This is a genomic window from Halovulum sp. GXIMD14793, assembly GCF_054457435.1.
On the sequence record NZ_JBTLNE010000003.1, the window covers coordinates 1 to 15964 of the forward strand.

Annotated in this window: 14 protein-coding genes; 8 read left to right on the top strand and 6 right to left on the bottom strand. The window is 59.8% G+C overall.

The genetic code is table 11. The features are described from left to right. Positions 1 to 115: 115 nt before the first annotated feature. Genes ACW9UQ_RS00570 through coxB form a run of 5 tightly spaced genes read right to left on the bottom strand, consistent with a single transcriptional unit; the run spans position 116 to position 3594 of the window. Positions 116 to 922, bottom strand: coding sequence for a cytochrome c oxidase subunit 3 (locus ACW9UQ_RS00570; RefSeq protein WP_458929041.1), 807 nt, complete (start codon positions 920 to 922; stop codon positions 116 to 118). Positions 923 to 945: 23 nt separating this feature from the next. After that, positions 946 to 1524: a cytochrome c oxidase assembly protein gene (locus ACW9UQ_RS00575; RefSeq protein ID WP_458929042.1), complete on the bottom strand. Its 579-nt coding sequence runs from the start codon at positions 1522 to 1524 to the stop codon at positions 946 to 948. Next, a complete protein-coding gene (locus ACW9UQ_RS00580) occupies positions 1521 to 1715 on the bottom strand; it encodes a hypothetical protein (protein WP_458929043.1) in 195 nt (64 codons plus the stop codon). Before ACW9UQ_RS00580 ends, ACW9UQ_RS00575 begins: the two co-directional genes overlap by 4 nt. Then, entirely contained in the window at positions 1712 to 2665 is a 954-nt protein-coding gene (locus tag ACW9UQ_RS00585; protein ID WP_458929044.1) for a heme o synthase, read from the bottom strand. The genes ACW9UQ_RS00580 and ACW9UQ_RS00585 overlap by 4 nt, the downstream gene beginning before the upstream one ends. A gap of 8 nt (positions 2666 to 2673) precedes the next feature. Then, complete coding sequence (gene coxB, locus ACW9UQ_RS00590) at positions 2674 to 3594, bottom strand: cytochrome c oxidase subunit II (RefSeq protein WP_458929045.1); 921 nt, start codon at positions 3592 to 3594, stop codon at positions 2674 to 2676. Positions 3595 to 3913: 319 nt separating this feature from the next. Here coxB and ACW9UQ_RS00595 point away from each other — a divergent pair, with 319 nt between their 5' ends. From ACW9UQ_RS00595 to topA, 7 genes are all read left to right on the top strand, one after another. Continuing rightward, positions 3914 to 5338 carry a TldD/PmbA family protein gene (locus ACW9UQ_RS00595; protein ID WP_458929046.1) on the top strand — a complete coding sequence of 475 codons (1425 nt, stop codon included), beginning with the start codon at positions 3914 to 3916 and terminating at the stop codon, positions 5336 to 5338. Positions 5339 to 5439: 101 nt separating this feature from the next. After that, positions 5440 to 6189, top strand: coding sequence for a trypsin-like serine peptidase (locus ACW9UQ_RS00600; RefSeq protein WP_458929047.1), 750 nt, complete (start codon positions 5440 to 5442; stop codon positions 6187 to 6189). 46 nt (positions 6190 to 6235) lie between these two features. Further along, positions 6236 to 6727 (top strand): GNAT family N-acetyltransferase, encoded by a 492-nt coding sequence (locus tag ACW9UQ_RS00605; protein WP_458929048.1) that lies wholly within the window; start codon positions 6236 to 6238, stop codon positions 6725 to 6727. Beyond that, positions 6724 to 7221 carry a hypothetical protein gene (locus ACW9UQ_RS00610; protein WP_458929049.1) on the top strand — a complete coding sequence of 166 codons (498 nt, stop codon included), beginning with the start codon at positions 6724 to 6726 and terminating at the stop codon, positions 7219 to 7221. The genes ACW9UQ_RS00605 and ACW9UQ_RS00610 overlap by 4 nt, the downstream gene beginning before the upstream one ends. A 67-nt stretch (positions 7222 to 7288) precedes the next feature. Next, the gene (dprA, locus tag ACW9UQ_RS00615; RefSeq protein ID WP_458929050.1) at positions 7289 to 8419 is read left to right on the top strand and encodes a DNA-processing protein DprA; all 1131 of its coding nucleotides are present in this window, start codon (positions 7289 to 7291) and stop codon (positions 8417 to 8419) included. A gap of 69 nt (positions 8420 to 8488) precedes the next feature. Beyond that, positions 8489 to 9883, top strand: coding sequence for a hypothetical protein (locus ACW9UQ_RS00620; protein ID WP_458929051.1), 1395 nt, complete (start codon positions 8489 to 8491; stop codon positions 9881 to 9883). A 90-nt stretch (positions 9884 to 9973) separates the two neighbouring features. Beyond that, the gene (gene topA / locus ACW9UQ_RS00625) at positions 9974 to 12535 is read left to right on the top strand and encodes a type I DNA topoisomerase (protein ID WP_458929052.1); all 2562 of its coding nucleotides are present in this window, start codon (positions 9974 to 9976) and stop codon (positions 12533 to 12535) included. Between the two features lie 215 nt (positions 12536 to 12750). Here topA and ACW9UQ_RS00630 read toward each other — a convergent pair whose 3' ends face one another. Continuing rightward, positions 12751 to 13578: a DUF6778 family protein gene (locus ACW9UQ_RS00630; protein ID WP_458929053.1), complete on the bottom strand. Its 828-nt coding sequence runs from the start codon at positions 13576 to 13578 to the stop codon at positions 12751 to 12753. 147 nt (positions 13579 to 13725) lie between these two features. Between ACW9UQ_RS00630 and rnr the strand changes: the two genes are divergently transcribed. Further along, positions 13726 to 15957, top strand: a complete 2232-nt coding sequence (rnr, locus tag ACW9UQ_RS00635; protein WP_458929054.1) for a ribonuclease R — start codon at positions 13726 to 13728, stop codon at positions 15955 to 15957. The last annotated feature ends 7 nt before the right edge of the window (positions 15958 to 15964 follow it).

Consider the following 15964-nt stretch of genomic DNA (forward strand, 5'->3'; position numbering starts at 1 on the left):
ACACGCTCCCGAATATCCAGTGATAGCGATTTGCCCATGTTCCACCTCCAAATATAGTGAATCACAAAATCCGCATCGTGGGAATCCCACCGATTCAGATTTCAAGGACGGCGCTCTAGCCGCCCCACACATAGACTGCGAAGAACAGGAACAGCCAGACGACATCAACGAAATGCCAGTACCAGGCTGCCGCTTCGAAGCCGACATGCTGCTCTGGCATAAAATGCCCCCGCAGGGCGCGGAACAGACACACTGCCAGGAAGATGGTCCCGATGATGACGTGGAAGCCGTGGAAGCCTGTCGCCATGAAGAAGTTGGCACCGTAGATGTTGCCGGCAAGGCCAAAGGAGGCGTGGCTGTATTCGTATGCTTGGAATATCGTAAATATAATCCCCAGCAGGACTGAGATCACAAGACCCCATTTCAGACCCTGACGACCATTGTCATGCGCAATCGCATGGTGCGCCCATGTTGCAGCACAGCCGGACAACAGCAGGATCAGCGTGTTGATCAGCGGCAGGTGCCAAGGGTCGAATGTTTCAATGCCGGGCGGGGGCCAGGTGTTGTCGATGGCATCCATCGGATACATGGCGTGCTTGAAGAAGGACCAGAACCACGCGGCAAAGAACATCACCTCGGAGATGATGAACATCATCACGCCCATGCGCAGGCCGATGCGGACCACAGGGGTATGATCGCCGGTTTCGCCTTCGTGGACCATGGCGCTCCACCACTGGAACATCACATAAAGCACCAGCAGGAAACCAGCAAAAAAGACAAAGGGCTGCTTTACCGCATCAGGCGTGTTCTTGCCCCAGGCCAGAACAAAGCCCAGCAGCATAACAAATGCGCCAACCGACCCGAAAAAGGGCAGCCAGCTTGGCGGCAGGATGTGGTAGTCGTGGTTTTTTTCATGCGCCATGGCAGGGCCCCTTATAGGCTTGGCTAGTTAACAGTTTCCCCGCCCGAGGTGGTAAGCGATGTTACCTCTTCGGGCAAGTCAATCTCGCGGAATGTGTAGGACAAGGTCATATCCAAAACATCCTTGGTTTCGCGACTGTCGACCATTTCTGGATCGACATAAAAGCTGACCGGCATATCAACCCGCTCTCCGGGCTGCAGCACCTGTTCAGTGAAGCAGAAACACTCGATCTTGGTAAAATAATACCCCATCGAATAGGGCATCACGCTATAGACGGCAGAGCCTGCAATCGGGCGGTCCGTCGGATTGTAGGCTTCGTAGAAGGCTAGCGCGGTCTCTCCGACCCGCACTTTCATGCTGGTCTGCACCGGTTTGAACTCCCAGGGCATGCCGCGCACTTTCGAGGCATCGAAATGCACCGTCACCTCGCGCTCAAGCACAATGTCGGAGCCTTCATCCGCCTGCTGCGTCACCCCGGCAAAGCCGGTGACCTTGCAGAACCAGGTATAGAACGGCACAGCAGCGATCGAGGCTGCCCCCATAATCAGGACAATGCCCAACAGGCGAAAGGCCGTCTTGTTATCGCTTCGCTCTGCGCTCATTCTGTCACCGGCGGTGTGGTTTCCAATGTGTGATCAAAGCCCACGACATGACCGCCATTTCCGACCTTGACCAGCGTGACGGCAAAAACCATTGCGGCCAATGCCAGTAGCACGACCAGAACGGCCCGGTTGCGCGCGCCGCGCCGGGCATAGATTTCATGGCTGCCGGGGCTTTCGATCCGATTGCTCATAGCAACACCGGCCAGTCCGCAACGCCCCAGCCGGCCAGGCGCAAGACGGCCTCGATCAGAAGGGCAACGAAATGCACGAAGAGATACAGGATCGAGAACCCGAAAAAGCGTTTCTCTGCCTTGTAGTCATCTGCTGCGGCCATATCCGCGCCACGGCGATAGATCTTCCAAGCCCCCACTAAAAACTGCAGGTTCAGCACCGCCGCAACGGTCAGATAGATCGGTCCACCAACCTGGGTAAAGGCGGGCAGGATCGCCAGCGGCACCAGCAAAGCAGTATATGCAAGGATCTGCACCCGCGTTGTGCGCTCTCCGGCGACAACTGGCAGCATGGGGACCTGAGCGTCCTGATAGTCGTCGTTACGGAACAAAGCCAGCGCCCAGAAATGCGGCGGGGTCCAGAGGAATATCAGCATGAACATCAGCACCGGTTCGATGCTGACGGTGCCGGTGGCGACCATCCAACCGATCACCGGCGGGAACGCCCCTGCCGCGCCACCAATCACGATGTTCTGCGGCGTCGCACGCTTCAGCCACATGGAATAGATGACGACATAGAAAAAGATGGTGAAAGCCAGCAAGGCCGCCGCTTGCCAGTTGGCAAAGAGGCCCAGCATCATCACCGAACCCGCTGAGAGCGCGATACCGATGACCTGTGCTTCGTCCGGGGTCACCCTGCCGGTGGGAATCGGCCGTCCGGCCGTCCGGCGCATCACCGCATCAATATCCGCATCCCACCACATGTTCAGCGCGCCCGACGCCCCTGCCCCGATGGCAATGCAAATCAGAGAGGACAGCGCGATCACCGGATGAACGGCCACAGGGGCAGCCAGCAGTCCGACAAGTGCCGTGAAGACGACAAGCCGCATCACACGCGGTTTGAGCAGTTCCACGTAGTCGCCAAACTCCGCATCGCGGGTCTCGGGTTGCGCTGTGTAGGTTTCGGCCATGCTATGCGTCAGTCGGCAGCGGCAACATCGACCGGCTGTTCACCGGCTTCACGAGCCGCAACATTGGGGCCGTAATTTTCCATCGAGCCGCCGTGATAGTTTTCCACCCAGTCGGCAAAAACTTCTTCCGAGACGACCTTAACGACGATGGGCATATAGGCGTGATCCTTGCCGCATAGCTCGGAACACTGGCCGAAATAGATGCCTTCCTGCTCGGCGCGGAACCAGGTCTGGTTCGGACGACCGGGCACGCCGTCAAGATGAACTGAAAGAGACGGGATTTTCCAAGAATGGATCACATCAGCAGCGCCGACCTGCAAAAGGATGTTACGATTGACCGGCACTACCATGGCCTCGTCTACCGCCAGCTTCCAGTACTGCTCTTCATAGCCGTAGTCTTCAAGTTCGGCGCGAACTGCATCGTTCATTTCAGCGGCCCCTGCACCCAGCATGTAAGAGCCAAATCCGACCTCAAGCTCGGGATATTCATATTCCCACGCCCACTGAACGCCCGTTACCTTTACAGTCAGATCTGATTTCGGGATCTCAAGCTGTTTGAACAGTACCGGCAGCGAGAAGGACCCGATCACGATCAGAATCAGAACAGGCACCAGGGTCCAGATAATCTCGATCGGGGTATTGTGGGTAAAGCGCGCTGGTTCCGGGTTGGCTTTCTGGTTGAAGCGCAGGATGATAATCGCCAGCAGGATCATGACGAAAATAGAAATCGGAATGATGATCCACAGCAGCATGTTGTCGACAAAGTGGGTATCCCGCGCCACTTCGGAAACCGCAGGCTGCAATGCCATGCCACCCGGCTTTGGTGCGCCAATCACCTCAAGCCCGGTGATCCCGTCCTGAGCGCGGGCCGCGACGGCCCCGAAAGCCGCACAAAGTGCGGAGACCGTAAAGAGTGACGAAGGTTTCATGCTGCGTATCCCAGTTTTCAGTCCCGCACCGGGCGGGCAACGCTTCCGTAGCTACCGCATCATCGCGGCGAATTGTGGTTTGCCATGGAAAATACACGAACCACTCATGAGAACAAGCGGTGGATGCGCGTCAAACGGCCCCAGCCTTGTGGCAGGCAAGAATTTATGCGCGGACGGGGCAGCATGTGACTTCCTGCCTAAAATGCGCGACCAAAGTCGGCACCAGACACCGCACCCGTTGCTCGGCACCCTAGCACTGGACCATGATTCCGTCTAACAGATTGCAGATCAACCGAACTCTATTTCAGGCAAGGCCAAGATGACTGCACAGGACCGTTTTCGACCGTTCGAGACCGACCTCGATCAGGATACAGCGCTGACAATTCTCAAATCCGCTACAGACGGGGCCGATGATGGGGAATTGTTTCTGGAGCGTCGCCGATCCGAGGCGCTGGTCTTCGACGATGGTCGCCTGAAGACCGCCAGCTATGACGCCTCCGAAGGGTTCGGCCTGCGCGCCGTAAAGGGCGAGGTAACCGGCTACGGGCACAGCACCGAAATGACCGAGGCCGCCTTGCGCCGGGCCGCTGAAACCGCCCGTCTGGCCGTGACCGATGGCCGCGGGGTGCTGGCTGCGGCACCTGCGGGGACCAACCGCAAGCTTTATCGCGATGTCGATCCCGTCTCGGACATCGCATTTGCCCCCAAGGTCGAGACTTTGCGCGCAATCGACGCCTATGCCCGTGATCTGGACCCAGAGGTCGTGCAGGTGAGCGCCTCGCTCTCCGCCAGCTTGCAGGAGGTGGCGATTCTGCGCCCCGATGGCCTGTACCTGACCGATGCCCGGCCGATGACAAGGGCGAATGTCTCTGTCACGGTGGAACGCAATGGCCACCGGGAAACCGGGACGGCCGGTGGCGGCGGGCGGCATGAACTGGACCCGCTGCTGGATCCGGCCCATTGGCAGTCCCTGGTGCAAGAGGCACTGCGGATCGCCCGCGTCAATCTGGAAGCCGAGCCCGCACCCGCAGGTGTGATGGACGTCGTGCTTGGCCCCGGCTGGCCCGGCATTCTGCTGCATGAGGCCATCGGCCACGGGCTTGAAGGGGATTTTAACCGCAAGAAAGCCTCTGCCTTTGCTGGCCTGATGGGAAAGCGGATCGCGGCCCCAGGTGTGACGGTGCTGGATGACGGCACCATTCCTGACCGGCGCGGCTCTATCACCTTTGATGATGAAGGCACGCCGTCGGGCAAGAACACCCTGATCGAAGACGGCATTCTGGTCGGATATATGCAGGACCGGCAAAACGCGCGCCTTTCCGGCGTGGACCCAACCGGTAACGGGCGGCGGGAAAGCTATGCACATGTGCCTATGCCGCGCATGACCAACACCTATATGCTGGGCGGGTCCGACAGTCCGTCAGACGTGTTAAGCAGCCTGAAGGACGGGATATTTGCCGTTGGCTTCGGCGGCGGGCAGGTCGATATCACCAATGGCAAGTTCGTGTTTTCCTGCACAGAGGCCTACCGCGTTCAAAACGGTCAGGTCGGTGCCCCCGTCAAAGGGGCCACATTGATTGGCGACGGGGCGACGGCCCTGAAGCATATTCGTGGGATCGGCAATGATATGGCCTTGGACCCCGGGTTGGGGAATTGCGGCAAGAACGGCCAGTGGGTGCCCGTGGGCGTAGGCCTGCCAACCATCCTGATTGGCGGACTGACTGTAGGAGGGTCAGCAGCGTGAAAAGAACCTTTATTCTCTGCATATCGGTTTTCTTGATGGCAACCGGGGCCTATGCTCAGGCTTCGCGAACAACGGTCAAAGGGGATAGGGAAACCTCGCCCATGCGGCAGCTGCGCTCCATGGATGAGATACGCGAATGGCAGTCGGTCGGACGGTTGCGCCTGCCTGGCGGCTACTGCTCGGGCGTCTTGATCAGCGACCGCCATGTTCTGACGGCAGCCCATTGCGTCGTAATCAACGGTCGGATGCTGAAACCGGAGGCTATCGAGTTTCAGGTCGGTTATCGCAATGGGGGCTTTCTGATCGGCAAGATCGGCAAGTCCATCGTCATCGACCGGGGATACCTGAAAGATGAGGGCAGCCGCAGATTAGCTGATATTGACGCCCAGCGTCGCCATGACGTGGCCATTATCACGCTTCAGAGTCCAATTGCCGATTTGTCTATCGTACCCTTTGACATTGGGCGGCCACTAAAGGATGGCGACACCGTTTCGGTGATCTCTTACGGGCAAGGTCGGGACGAGGCCCCTTCGTTGCAGGAGACATGCTATGTACTGCGCCACCGCTATGACGCGCCCTATATGGATTGCGACGTGACATTCGGGTCCTCCGGCGCGCCTGTCTTCGTGAACCGGGGCGGCGTGCGGCAGGTCGTCTCCGTCGTCTCTGCCGGGCGGCGGCTGAAGGGCGCGGTCTATGCGGTCGGCGCGTCGCCGGTGGATTGGGCACGCGCAACACTGGCAAGGCTCCAGGCCCCGAAACCCGGGCGCGCCCAACGCAGCGTTGGCGGCAGTCTGACGGATCAGCTGGGGCGCAAGGGCGCTGGCGGCCTGCCCCAGATCGGAAAATGAGCGTTGCCACTTGGATCATGCAGCGGACGGGCAGCGGGTGCACCGCATGACCCCGCGCCCGGCCCGTGCAGAAGATATCGCAGCATTGGCCAGGCTTTGGCACATCGCCTGGCATGAGGCGCATGCAGCACTGGTCCCCGCTGCACTGATCGCGCTACGCACGCAAGCATCGTTTAAGGATCGTTTGCATGCCTTTGGCGATGCGCTTCGCTGCGCCGGACCAAAAGGCGCGCCACTTGGTCTTTGCGTCGTGCAAGGCGGGAAAGTTGACCAGATCTTTGTCGATGCCGCAGCGCGCGGGACCGGCTTGGCCCGTGATCTGCTCTATGACGGCGAGGCCCGGTTGGCTGCGGGCGGTACCCGGCAGGCCATTTTGGAGTGTTTGCCCGAGAATACCCGCGCCATCCGGTTCTACGAGAAATGCGGCTGGCAACAGCGCGGGATCGAGGACGTCAACCTGGACACCTCCGCCGGGCCGTTCCAAATACCCGCCCTTGTCCTGACCAAGGAACTACGTCCTCAAGGGGCCACCCCATGACCACTCCTGACACCAACCGCCCCGGCCTGCCGATGTTCCGAACCGATCCACAGACAACATTGCTGATCAATGGGTGGCATTGTCTGATTGGCTATATCGTTATCCTGGCCGGTGTCCCCGTTGGCGCAGGGCTGCTGCACGAGGCGGCTAAATTGCTGCTGAATGATACTGGCATCACGCGAACCGCCATCGGGCCAGCCCTGCAATACGCCGAAGCAGTGGTCGAAATGCTGGGTTTCTCATACCTGGCAGCCTGGGTCGGTGCCATCGTCTCGCTACCTTTCGTGATCTGGGCGCGCAAAACTGCGCTGTTTGGTTGGGGTACGGCAATCGTGACTGGGGTTGCGGTCGCCTATCTGGTTTTGTGGTGGCTCTATGAATTCACGCTGCAACGGATCACCGAGGACATGATCCTGCCAAGCGCAATTCTGGGTTTGGTGTTCTGGGTCACGGTGCGGCTGATAACACCCCGCGCATTTTGCAAATCGAGCTGAGGTGGTTGCGCCAAGGCCAGCCCGATTTCTTCATGGCTGATTAACCGTCCTGCGCGATGCTGGCCCGATGACCCTGCCGTCCAGCACCAAGATCGCACCCGATGCCCTGCCCCGGTCCAAGGCTGACCAGGTCGCCTGGCTGCAACTGGCGCGGTCGCGGCGTGTGGGGCCAGTCACGTTTATCCGGCTGATGCGCGAATATGGTAACGCGGCCGACGCCGTTGCGGCGCTGCCCAAAATCGCAGCTGATGCCGGGGCCAAGAACTATGCCCCAGCGACGGCTGAGGCCATCAAGCAAGAGATAACCACCGGCGAGGCCTATGGGGCTAGTCTGCGGTTCCTCGGCATGGCCGGCTACCCGGCGGCGCTTACTCTGATCGACGATCCCCCGCCTGTTCTATGGATCAAGGGCAACGCTGATCTTTTGCAGCGTGACGCGGTCGCTCTGGTAGGCGCACGCAATGCATCATCACTTGGGCAGCGCATGGCGGATCGGCTGGCCAAGGACCTGGGCGAGGCTAGGTTGGTTGTCACCTCTGGCCTTGCGCGCGGAGTTGATACGGCCGCCCACAAGGCGGCGTTGGCCACAGGAACAATTGCCGTTGTCGCTGGCGGCATTGACGTAACGTATCCGCGCGAGAATGCCGACCTGATGGCCTCAATCGCGCAGGACGGTCTGATCGTTTCGGAAATGCCTATGGGACTGGTGCCGCAGGCGCGGCATTTCCCGCGTCGCAATCGCATTATCTCGGGCCTGTCACAGGCGGTCGTTGTGGTTGAAGGGGCGGCAAAATCCGGCTCTCTGATCACGGCGCGCACCGCCCTTGATCAAGGGCGGGAGGTCATGGCCATTCCCGGGCATCCATTCGATGCGCGCACAACCGGCTGCAACATGCTGATACGCGATGGTGCGACATTGGTGCGGTCGGGCGAGGATGTGATCACAGCCCTGTCCTGCCCGCCTGTCCATCAAGAAACGCCCTCACAGCCCGCGCCTTTGCCCCCGTCACCCGCAGCGATGACCGAAGCGCTGCCTGCAACACTGCTAGACCTCCTCGGCCCCAGCCCGGTGGCCGAGGACCTTTTGATCCGTCAAACCGGCCACCCTGCCCCGCAGGTGTTGGAGGCTCTAATGTTGCTGGAGCTTGAAGCGCAGATCGAACGCCATCCCGGCGGGCTGATCTCACGCGTGGCATAAAAGACTGTTCCAACGCGGGAAGAATATGCTCTAACCTGCGGCAGTGATTTCATTTTTCAGGGTATATTCATGACACTTAAGGGCATCAACTGGTTGCGCCTGAGCTTCTGGGCGGCGTTGCTGATGTGTGCGATCTCAGCACTTTTGGGGGCGGATCGCAGCTTTTGGTATGATGAGGTTTATACGCTGGGCGCGGCTGGAGTGAACGGTGAGCTCGATCAAGCGCGTCTGATGATTGATGTGCATCCGCCCAGCTATGTGCTGATGGTGCATTATTTGTCCGGGATGACCGGTGACAACCTGTTTGCCCTCAGACTGGTCAATCTGATCGGGGCCGCAGCCCTGGCCGCGGCGCTGATGGTATTCTGGAGATGTCTGAGCCGCGACCGCTTTTACATCACCGCAACGCTGCTGCTGGGCAACTACCTGTGCCTGTCGTTGATTGTGGAACTGCGGTCGTACTTTATCCTATTTGGCGGCTGCGCGCTGCTGCAAGCGCTGCTTCTGGCACGGTTGAACGGCAAGACCACCATGGACCTGCCCATGATCCTTGTGGGTCTTGCGACCACCCTGGTGCATTTCTTTGGAGCCGCCTTTGCAACCGCAGCTCTGGGCACCAGCGGACTGCAACATCTGGCTGCGGGCCGTGTGCGTCATGCCGTTTGGCCGATCCTTGGCGCATTGGCCTGCATCGCGCTGACCTTTCTATGGGTATTTGTGATCTCGGACGTGACCCAGGAAATGGGCGGGAAGCTTTGGATCACCAACTCTATCGATCACTATATTCGCTTCATCGCGACCCAACCGCTATTGCTGATCACAGCTATTGTCGCCCTGGCGGGAAATCGCCGCGCCGGGGCAACGGCAGAGCATGGCCAGAACATTGGCTGGCTTATACTGCCCGCACTCGGCGTGCTGGCGGTAGGTATTCTCATCGGCATTCACACACCCGTCATCACGCCGCGCAATCTGGTGGTCATGGTTCCGGGGCTTTGTCTGGCCGTCGCACTGGTCATGCCGCCTCGGCTGACCACACGGCTTGCAGCCTCGCCGCTGGTGCTGCTTGCAGTGGTGGCGCTGGCGGGGAATGAGACGCGCAAAGCGGTCGATGACTGGCAGCATATCGAATGGGCTGTGACTGAGGCCATGCCCGAAGGGTGTGATGATGTCCCGGTCTATGTCATGGGCCCCGATATTATCGACGGCTATGCCCAGCGCGTGTTTACCGGCAAGATGCGCCGCCCGGTTCACGATATCCCTGAGCTTAGAGACGGGTTTGACCGCACGCTTTATACCAACTGTCCGCTGATCATGGGCTGGCATCAACGCGGCGGGGTCGACAATGTCGAGGCGTTCCTGACCCAGTTGAATATCCCGCACAAGGTCCGCCTGCCCGATGATCCCACGGCGCGCAAAACCCGCGCTGCTACACACGGATTTGTGGTCGACCTTGTGACCGAATAGGTCAGTTCCCGCCGATGGCCGCTTGACAGCGCTTAGCGTCGCCCCCAAGTTCCCCGCCACTCAACCACCACCCTGAGGAGGCGCTGCACAATGGCAGTCGTTGTTGTCGAAAGCCCGGCGAAAGCCAAGACCATCAACAAATATCTGGGCTCCGACTTTACGGTTCTGGCCTCTTACGGGCATGTGCGGGACTTGCCGCCAAAGGATGGCTCTGTCGATACCGACGGTGATTTCGCCATGAAGTGGGAGGTCGACAGCAAGGCGCAAAAACATGTCCGCGCCATCGCAGATGCACTGAAGGATGACGACAAGCTGATCCTCGCCACTGACCCCGACCGCGAGGGAGAGGCGATTTCCTGGCATTTGCTTGAGGCGTTGACCAAGCGCCGCGCCGTCAAGAAAAGCACCAATGTCGAACGGGTGGTGTTCAACGCCATCACCAAAACCGCCGTCACTGATGCGATGAAGAACCCACGCCAGATCGACATGGAACTGGTAGAGGCCTATCTGGCCCGCCGGGCGCTGGATTACCTTGTGGGCTTTAACCTTTCGCCGGTGCTATGGCGCAAGCTGCCGGGGGCAAAATCTGCGGGCCGCGTGCAGTCTGTCTGCCTGCGCCTGATCGTTGAGCGCGAGATGGAGATCGAGGCGTTCAAGGCCCGGGAATACTGGTCGGTCAAATCCGTGCTGACCACCCCGCGCGGACAGGATTTTGAGGCGCGCCTGACGGTTCTGGGCGGCAACAAGCTGGATCGCTATGACATCGAAACCGCCGAGGCTGCCGAACTGGCCGTCGCGGCCATCCAGTCGCGCGATCTGACAGTTAAGTCGGTCGAGGCTAAGCCCGCCAACCGCAACCCCGCCCCGCCCTTCATGACCTCCACCCTGCAACAGGAGGCGTCGCGCAAATTCTCTATGGGTGCGCGCGCAACCATGTCAGCGGCGCAGCGGCTTTATGAGGCAGGCCACATCACATATATGCGGACCGACGGCATCGATATGGCACCAGAGGCGGTGATGGCCGCGCGCGATGTGATTGGCAGCCGCTATGGCAAGGAGTACGTGCCGGGCAGCCCGCGCATGTACAAGAACAAGGCCAAGAATGCGCAGGAGGCGCATGAATGTATCCGCCCCACCGATATGGCCGTCAGCCCTGATAAGCTGGCCAAGCTGGAGGCGGATCAGCGCAAGCTTTACGATCTGATCTGGAAACGCACCATCGCGTCACAGATGGAGGCCGCGCGTCTGGAGCGTACTACGGTCGATGCCGGCAGCGCCGATGGCCAAGTGGTGCTGCGTGCAAACGGGCAGGTTGTCCTGTTCGATGGGTTCATGAAGGTCTATGAAGAAGGCCGCGACGATGCGGTGATCGACGATGACGACCGCCGCCTGCCCCAGATCGCTGAGGGTGAGGCGACCGACAAGAAATCCGTCACCCCCGAACAGCACTTCACCCAGCCGCCGCCGCGCTATACCGAAGCGTCGCTGGTCAAAAGGATGGAAGAGCTGGGGATCGGTCGCCCCTCGACCTATGCGTCCATCGTCTCGGTCATTCAGGAACGTGACTATGTCCGCAAGGAAAGCGGCCGTCTGGTGCCCGAGGATAAGGGCCGCCTGGTTACCGCGTTTCTGGAGAACTATTTCCGCAAATATGTCGGCTATGAATTCACCGCCAATCTTGAAGAAGATCTGGACCGCATCACCTCGGGCGATGCGCAGTGGAAAGCTGTGCTGAACCAGTTCTGGACGGATTTTTCCGCCGCGATTGCCGAAACCGCAGAATTGCGCATCACCGAAGTTCTGGAAAAGATCAACGAGGTTCTGGCCCCGCACATCTTCTCCGAAGAGGAACCGGGCATCGATCCGCGCGTTTGCAAGAATTGCGGCAACGGGCGGCTTAGCCTGAAAACCGCCCGCTCAGGCGGGGCGTTTATCGGCTGTTCCAACTATCCGGAATGCCGCTACACCCGCCCCCTGTCGGGCGAGGTTGAGGGCGGCGATATCGCCGGGCCGGATGGCAAGCTTCTGGGCCATGATGAGGCCGGCGAACCCGTGACCCTGCGCACGGGCCGCTTCGGGCCGTATGTGCAGCTTGGCGAACAAACCGAAGAAGTTCCCAAGCCCAAGCGTGCCTCGATCCCCAAAGGCGAGGATCTGGCAGCGGTTGATCTGGAACGCGCCCTGAAACTGCTGTCCCTGCCCCGCTTTATCGGCGAGCATCCCGACGGTGGGCCGATCGAGGCTGCCATCGGGCGCTATGGCCCTTATGTCATGCATGAGGTCCCGTCAGAGGACCCGAAAAAGAAACCCCGCCGCATCTATGCCAATCTGGAAAATGTCGAGGATGTTTACACCATCGGCATGAACCACGCTGTCGAACTGATCGCGAAAAAGGCGGCAGGCGGTCGGGGCCGCGCCAATGCGGAACCTCTGAAAGAACTGGGCGAGCATCCAAAAGAAGGCGGTGCGGTAAATGTGATGGACGGGCGCTATGGTCCTTATGTCAAATGGGAAAAGGTCAACGCGACCATTCCCAAGGACATCAAGCCCGAAGATGTCACCATGGACATGGCCGTCGAACTGATCGCGGCCCAAAAGCCTGCCAAGAAACGCGCAACCCGTAAGAAGACAACCAAAAAAGAAAAAGCCTGACCTTACGGGTCAGGCTGGTTGTTAAAGGCGTCAGCTCAGATGCTAAAGCGTTTCGAGTTTACCTTGAGACATCACGTAAAATCGAAACGCGTACACCCTATCGGCTTATCACTGCGTTTCGGGATAAGCTTGTGTCTTAGGTTTATCCCGAAACGCTTTAGTCAGTAGCATTGTCGGGGACGCGATCACCGCGCCCCTTACTGAGCTTTGACCAGTCAGCAATCCGTGTTTGCTGGCGCGCCTGCACTTCGTGGGCGAACGCAGTCGCGCCCGGCGGTTGCAACCGATATGCGACCGCTATTTCTGGCAACACTGCTGCTATCAGGACCGACATCTTCAACGCCGATGGGCTTGGGCGGCTGCGGCGCCGGCGTGGCCGGTGCAGGTTTTGGTGGGGTCCGCGTTGTCCTTGCGCGCTTTGGCGCCGCTGCGCGGCGAGGCGCGGCTTTGATCGACCCATTGGAATTCAGCCAGGCGCTTACAACACTGGCTACACGCTGGCTTATCCGGGCCTTTTGTGTCTGACCGCGGGCAACAGCCTGCCGTGCCGCATCCCCTTGATAAGCAACGAGCCCGGCGTCAATCACACCCGACTGCGCCAAAGTGTTGCCGCCCGCGTCGCGCACAAAGATCGAGAATTGCACATCATGCCAACCGGCCAGTTGACGCGACCTGGCCTTTGGTGTCAGCGCGTGGAAACGCGCCACATGCACCTCAAGCACCACAGGGGTACCGCCACGCAGGAAAGACGAGCCTTGCTGTGTCGCACGTTTCATGATCGCGGCAACCTGCGCCTTGCGGTCACCTGCAGGGTCCTCCCACCAGGTGATCGGCTCCGATGGTTTTGACACATTCGGGTTTTTAGATACGGCCATCCCCTCAGGGATCACAACACGCACATCGCGCACACGCCAGCTTGCAACCTGCTGTGCGGAAACGGAAATCGGTGATCTGAAGGTCTGGTTGTCTGGTTTCGCAGTGTTTGAGCTGCATGCAGATAGTGCGACGAGCATTGCCGCCGCAACGAAAGATAGAGTTTTCACGTCCATGTCCCCTTGCACGGAATATTTCCTTACGCCCCCAAAGCGAAGCCAACTTATGGCAAACATTGGGATTTAACGACAAATCCTTAAAAAGTCTTCTACTTTTTTGACAGGTGACGGCAACAAGTCCGCATGGTATCCGAGCGCATGAGTAAGCTTCCTGACAAAAACAGCATCCTTGAGTGGATAAGGGACAACCCGCATCACGCCTCAAAACGCGATGTTGCCAAGGCTTTTGGCATCAGGGGTTCGGCGCGAATCGAGTTGAAGCGCCTGCTGAAAGAGCTTGAAGCAGAGGGTGCCTTGGCCAAATCCGGCAAACGGTTCCGTGATCCTGACGGCCTGCCGCCGGTTTCGGTGCTACGGATCGCAGGGCCGGATGCGCATGGTGACTTGCTGGCGGAACCCGCGCAATGGGACAGCGACGATCCGGTGCCGCAGATTCTGTTTCAGCTGCGCCCCGGCGAACCGGCCCTGGGCGAGGGCGACCGCGTGCTAGGCCGTCTGACCCCGACACCGGATGCGGACCACCCTTTCTCGGCCCGTTTGATCCGACGTATTGGCACCGGTCCGCGCAGCATGATCGGCATCTTCCGCCAGTCTGACAAAGGTGGGCGGATCGTGCCCATCGACAAGAAATCTGACCGCGAATGGGTGGTCGAGGCCGCGCATAGGATGGGGGCCCGCGATGGCGAACTGGTCGAGGCAGAACAGACCGCGCCGCGTGGTCAGATGGGCCTACCCAAGGCGCGGATCACCGAACGGCTGGGCGACCCATCGGCCCCCAAAGCCGTTTCGCTGATCGCGATACATGAGCATGGCATCCCCGACAGCTTTCCCGATGACGTGATCGAGGAAGCCGAGGCCGCACAGCCCCTGCCCCTGGGCCAGCGCACCGATCTGCGCCATCTGCCACTGATCACCATTGATCCGGCCGACGCGCGCGATCATGATGACGCCATCTACGCTATCCCCGAAAAAGACGGCTTCACCCTTTGGGTCGCCATCGCCGATGTTGCCGCCTATGTCCGCCCCGGCACGGCGCTGGATCGGGAGGCAAGGCAACGGGGCAACTCCACCTATTTCCCCGACCGCGTTGTCCCTATGCTGCCCGACACCCTGTCCGGTGACTTGTGTTCCCTTCATGAGGGCGTCGACCGCCCGTGTATCGCGGTGGAAATCAAGATTGACCATGATGGCCAAAAGCAATCCCACCGCTTTCTACGCGGTTTGATGCGCTGCCCCGCAGCCCTGTCCTATGAGCAAGCGCAAGCCGCCGACGACGGCAATCCCGATGACAAGGCGGCAGCGCTACAACAGGTGATCTCACCCCTGTTTGCGGCCTACCGCACTTTGTCCAAAGCCCGCGAAAAACGCCAACCGCTGAACCTTGACCTGCCAGAGCGCAAGATCGTGCTGTCGGATGAGGGCAAGGTGGTGTCCGTGGCCTTTCGCGACAGGTTTGACGCACATAAACTGGTCGAGGAATTCATGGTTCTGGCCAATGTCTGCGCCGCAGAAACCCTGGAGCAGAAGAAACAACCGCTGCTCTACCGTGTGCACGAAGAGCCAAGCCCGGAAAAACTCGATGCCCTGCGCGCGACCGCCCAAGAAGCTGGTCTTTCGCTGCCCAAAGGCCAGGTTCTGCAAACCCGGCATCTGAACCAGTTGCTGGACGCAGCGGCTGGCGGTGAAACGGCGGAACTGATCAATCTGTCGGTCCTGCGCTCCATGACGCAAGCTTATTATGGGCCGCAGAATTTCAGCCATTTCGGGCTGAACCTGAAACGCTATGCGCATTTCACATCCCCCATACGCCGCTATGCCGATCTGATCGTGCATCGCGCATTGATCTCGGCACATGGCTGGGGAACAGATGGGCTGACCCTGGACGAGGTAGAGCACCTGCCCCGCACGGCAGAGCAGATTTCAACCACCGAACGCCGCTCCATGATGGCAGAGCGTGACACAACGGACCGTTACCTAGCGGCCTATCTGGCAGATCGGACCGGGGCCGAGTTTACCGGGCGTATTTCTGGCGTGGCGCGGTTTGGCCTGTTTGTGAAGCTCGATGAGACTGGGGCCGATGGCCTGATCCCGGTGTCTACCCTTGGGGATGAGTATTTTGTCCATGACCCAGACAACCAAACCCTGATGGGCGACCGCTCGGGCCGGCGCATCGGTCTGGGCCAGCCGGTACTGGTGCGCCTGTCCGAAGCCGAAGCGATCACCGGCGGTCTGGTTTTTGAGTTGCTGGAGGTTGAGGGCAAGGCCATGCCGCAGACCACGCGCCGCTCAAAAGGGACGCCGCGCCGCAAACAGACCCGCGCACGCACGAAAGCCCGCAAGATTTCGCGCAAACGCAACCGCAGTAAGTGATCTGGCA

What these genes read in the sequence shown, in the direction of transcription:
- ACW9UQ_RS00570 (WP_458929041.1), bottom strand. Translation starts at nt 922, where the DNA reads ATGGCGCATGAAAAAAACCACGACTACCACATCCTGCCGCCAAGCTGG.
- ACW9UQ_RS00575 (WP_458929042.1), bottom strand. Translation starts at nt 1,524, where the DNA reads ATGAGCGCAGAGCGAAGCGATAACAAGACGGCCTTTCGCCTGTTGGGC.
- ACW9UQ_RS00580 (WP_458929043.1), bottom strand. Translation starts at nt 1,715, where the DNA reads ATGAGCAATCGGATCGAAAGCCCCGGCAGCCATGAAATCTATGCCCGG.
- ACW9UQ_RS00585 (WP_458929044.1), bottom strand. Translation starts at nt 2,665, where the DNA reads ATGGCCGAAACCTACACAGCGCAACCCGAGACCCGCGATGCGGAGTTT.
- coxB (WP_458929045.1), bottom strand. Translation starts at nt 3,594, where the DNA reads ATGAAACCTTCGTCACTCTTTACGGTCTCCGCACTTTGTGCGGCTTTC.
- ACW9UQ_RS00595 (WP_458929046.1), top strand. Translation starts at nt 3,914, where the DNA reads ATGACTGCACAGGACCGTTTTCGACCGTTCGAGACCGACCTCGATCAG.
- ACW9UQ_RS00600 (WP_458929047.1), top strand. Translation starts at nt 5,440, where the DNA reads ATGCGGCAGCTGCGCTCCATGGATGAGATACGCGAATGGCAGTCGGTC.
- ACW9UQ_RS00605 (WP_458929048.1), top strand. Translation starts at nt 6,236, where the DNA reads ATGACCCCGCGCCCGGCCCGTGCAGAAGATATCGCAGCATTGGCCAGG.
- ACW9UQ_RS00610 (WP_458929049.1), top strand. Translation starts at nt 6,724, where the DNA reads ATGACCACTCCTGACACCAACCGCCCCGGCCTGCCGATGTTCCGAACC.
- dprA (WP_458929050.1), top strand. Translation starts at nt 7,289, where the DNA reads ATGACCCTGCCGTCCAGCACCAAGATCGCACCCGATGCCCTGCCCCGG.
- ACW9UQ_RS00620 (WP_458929051.1), top strand. Translation starts at nt 8,489, where the DNA reads ATGACACTTAAGGGCATCAACTGGTTGCGCCTGAGCTTCTGGGCGGCG.
- topA (WP_458929052.1), top strand. Translation starts at nt 9,974, where the DNA reads ATGGCAGTCGTTGTTGTCGAAAGCCCGGCGAAAGCCAAGACCATCAAC.
- rnr (WP_458929054.1), top strand. Translation starts at nt 13,726, where the DNA reads ATGAGTAAGCTTCCTGACAAAAACAGCATCCTTGAGTGGATAAGGGAC.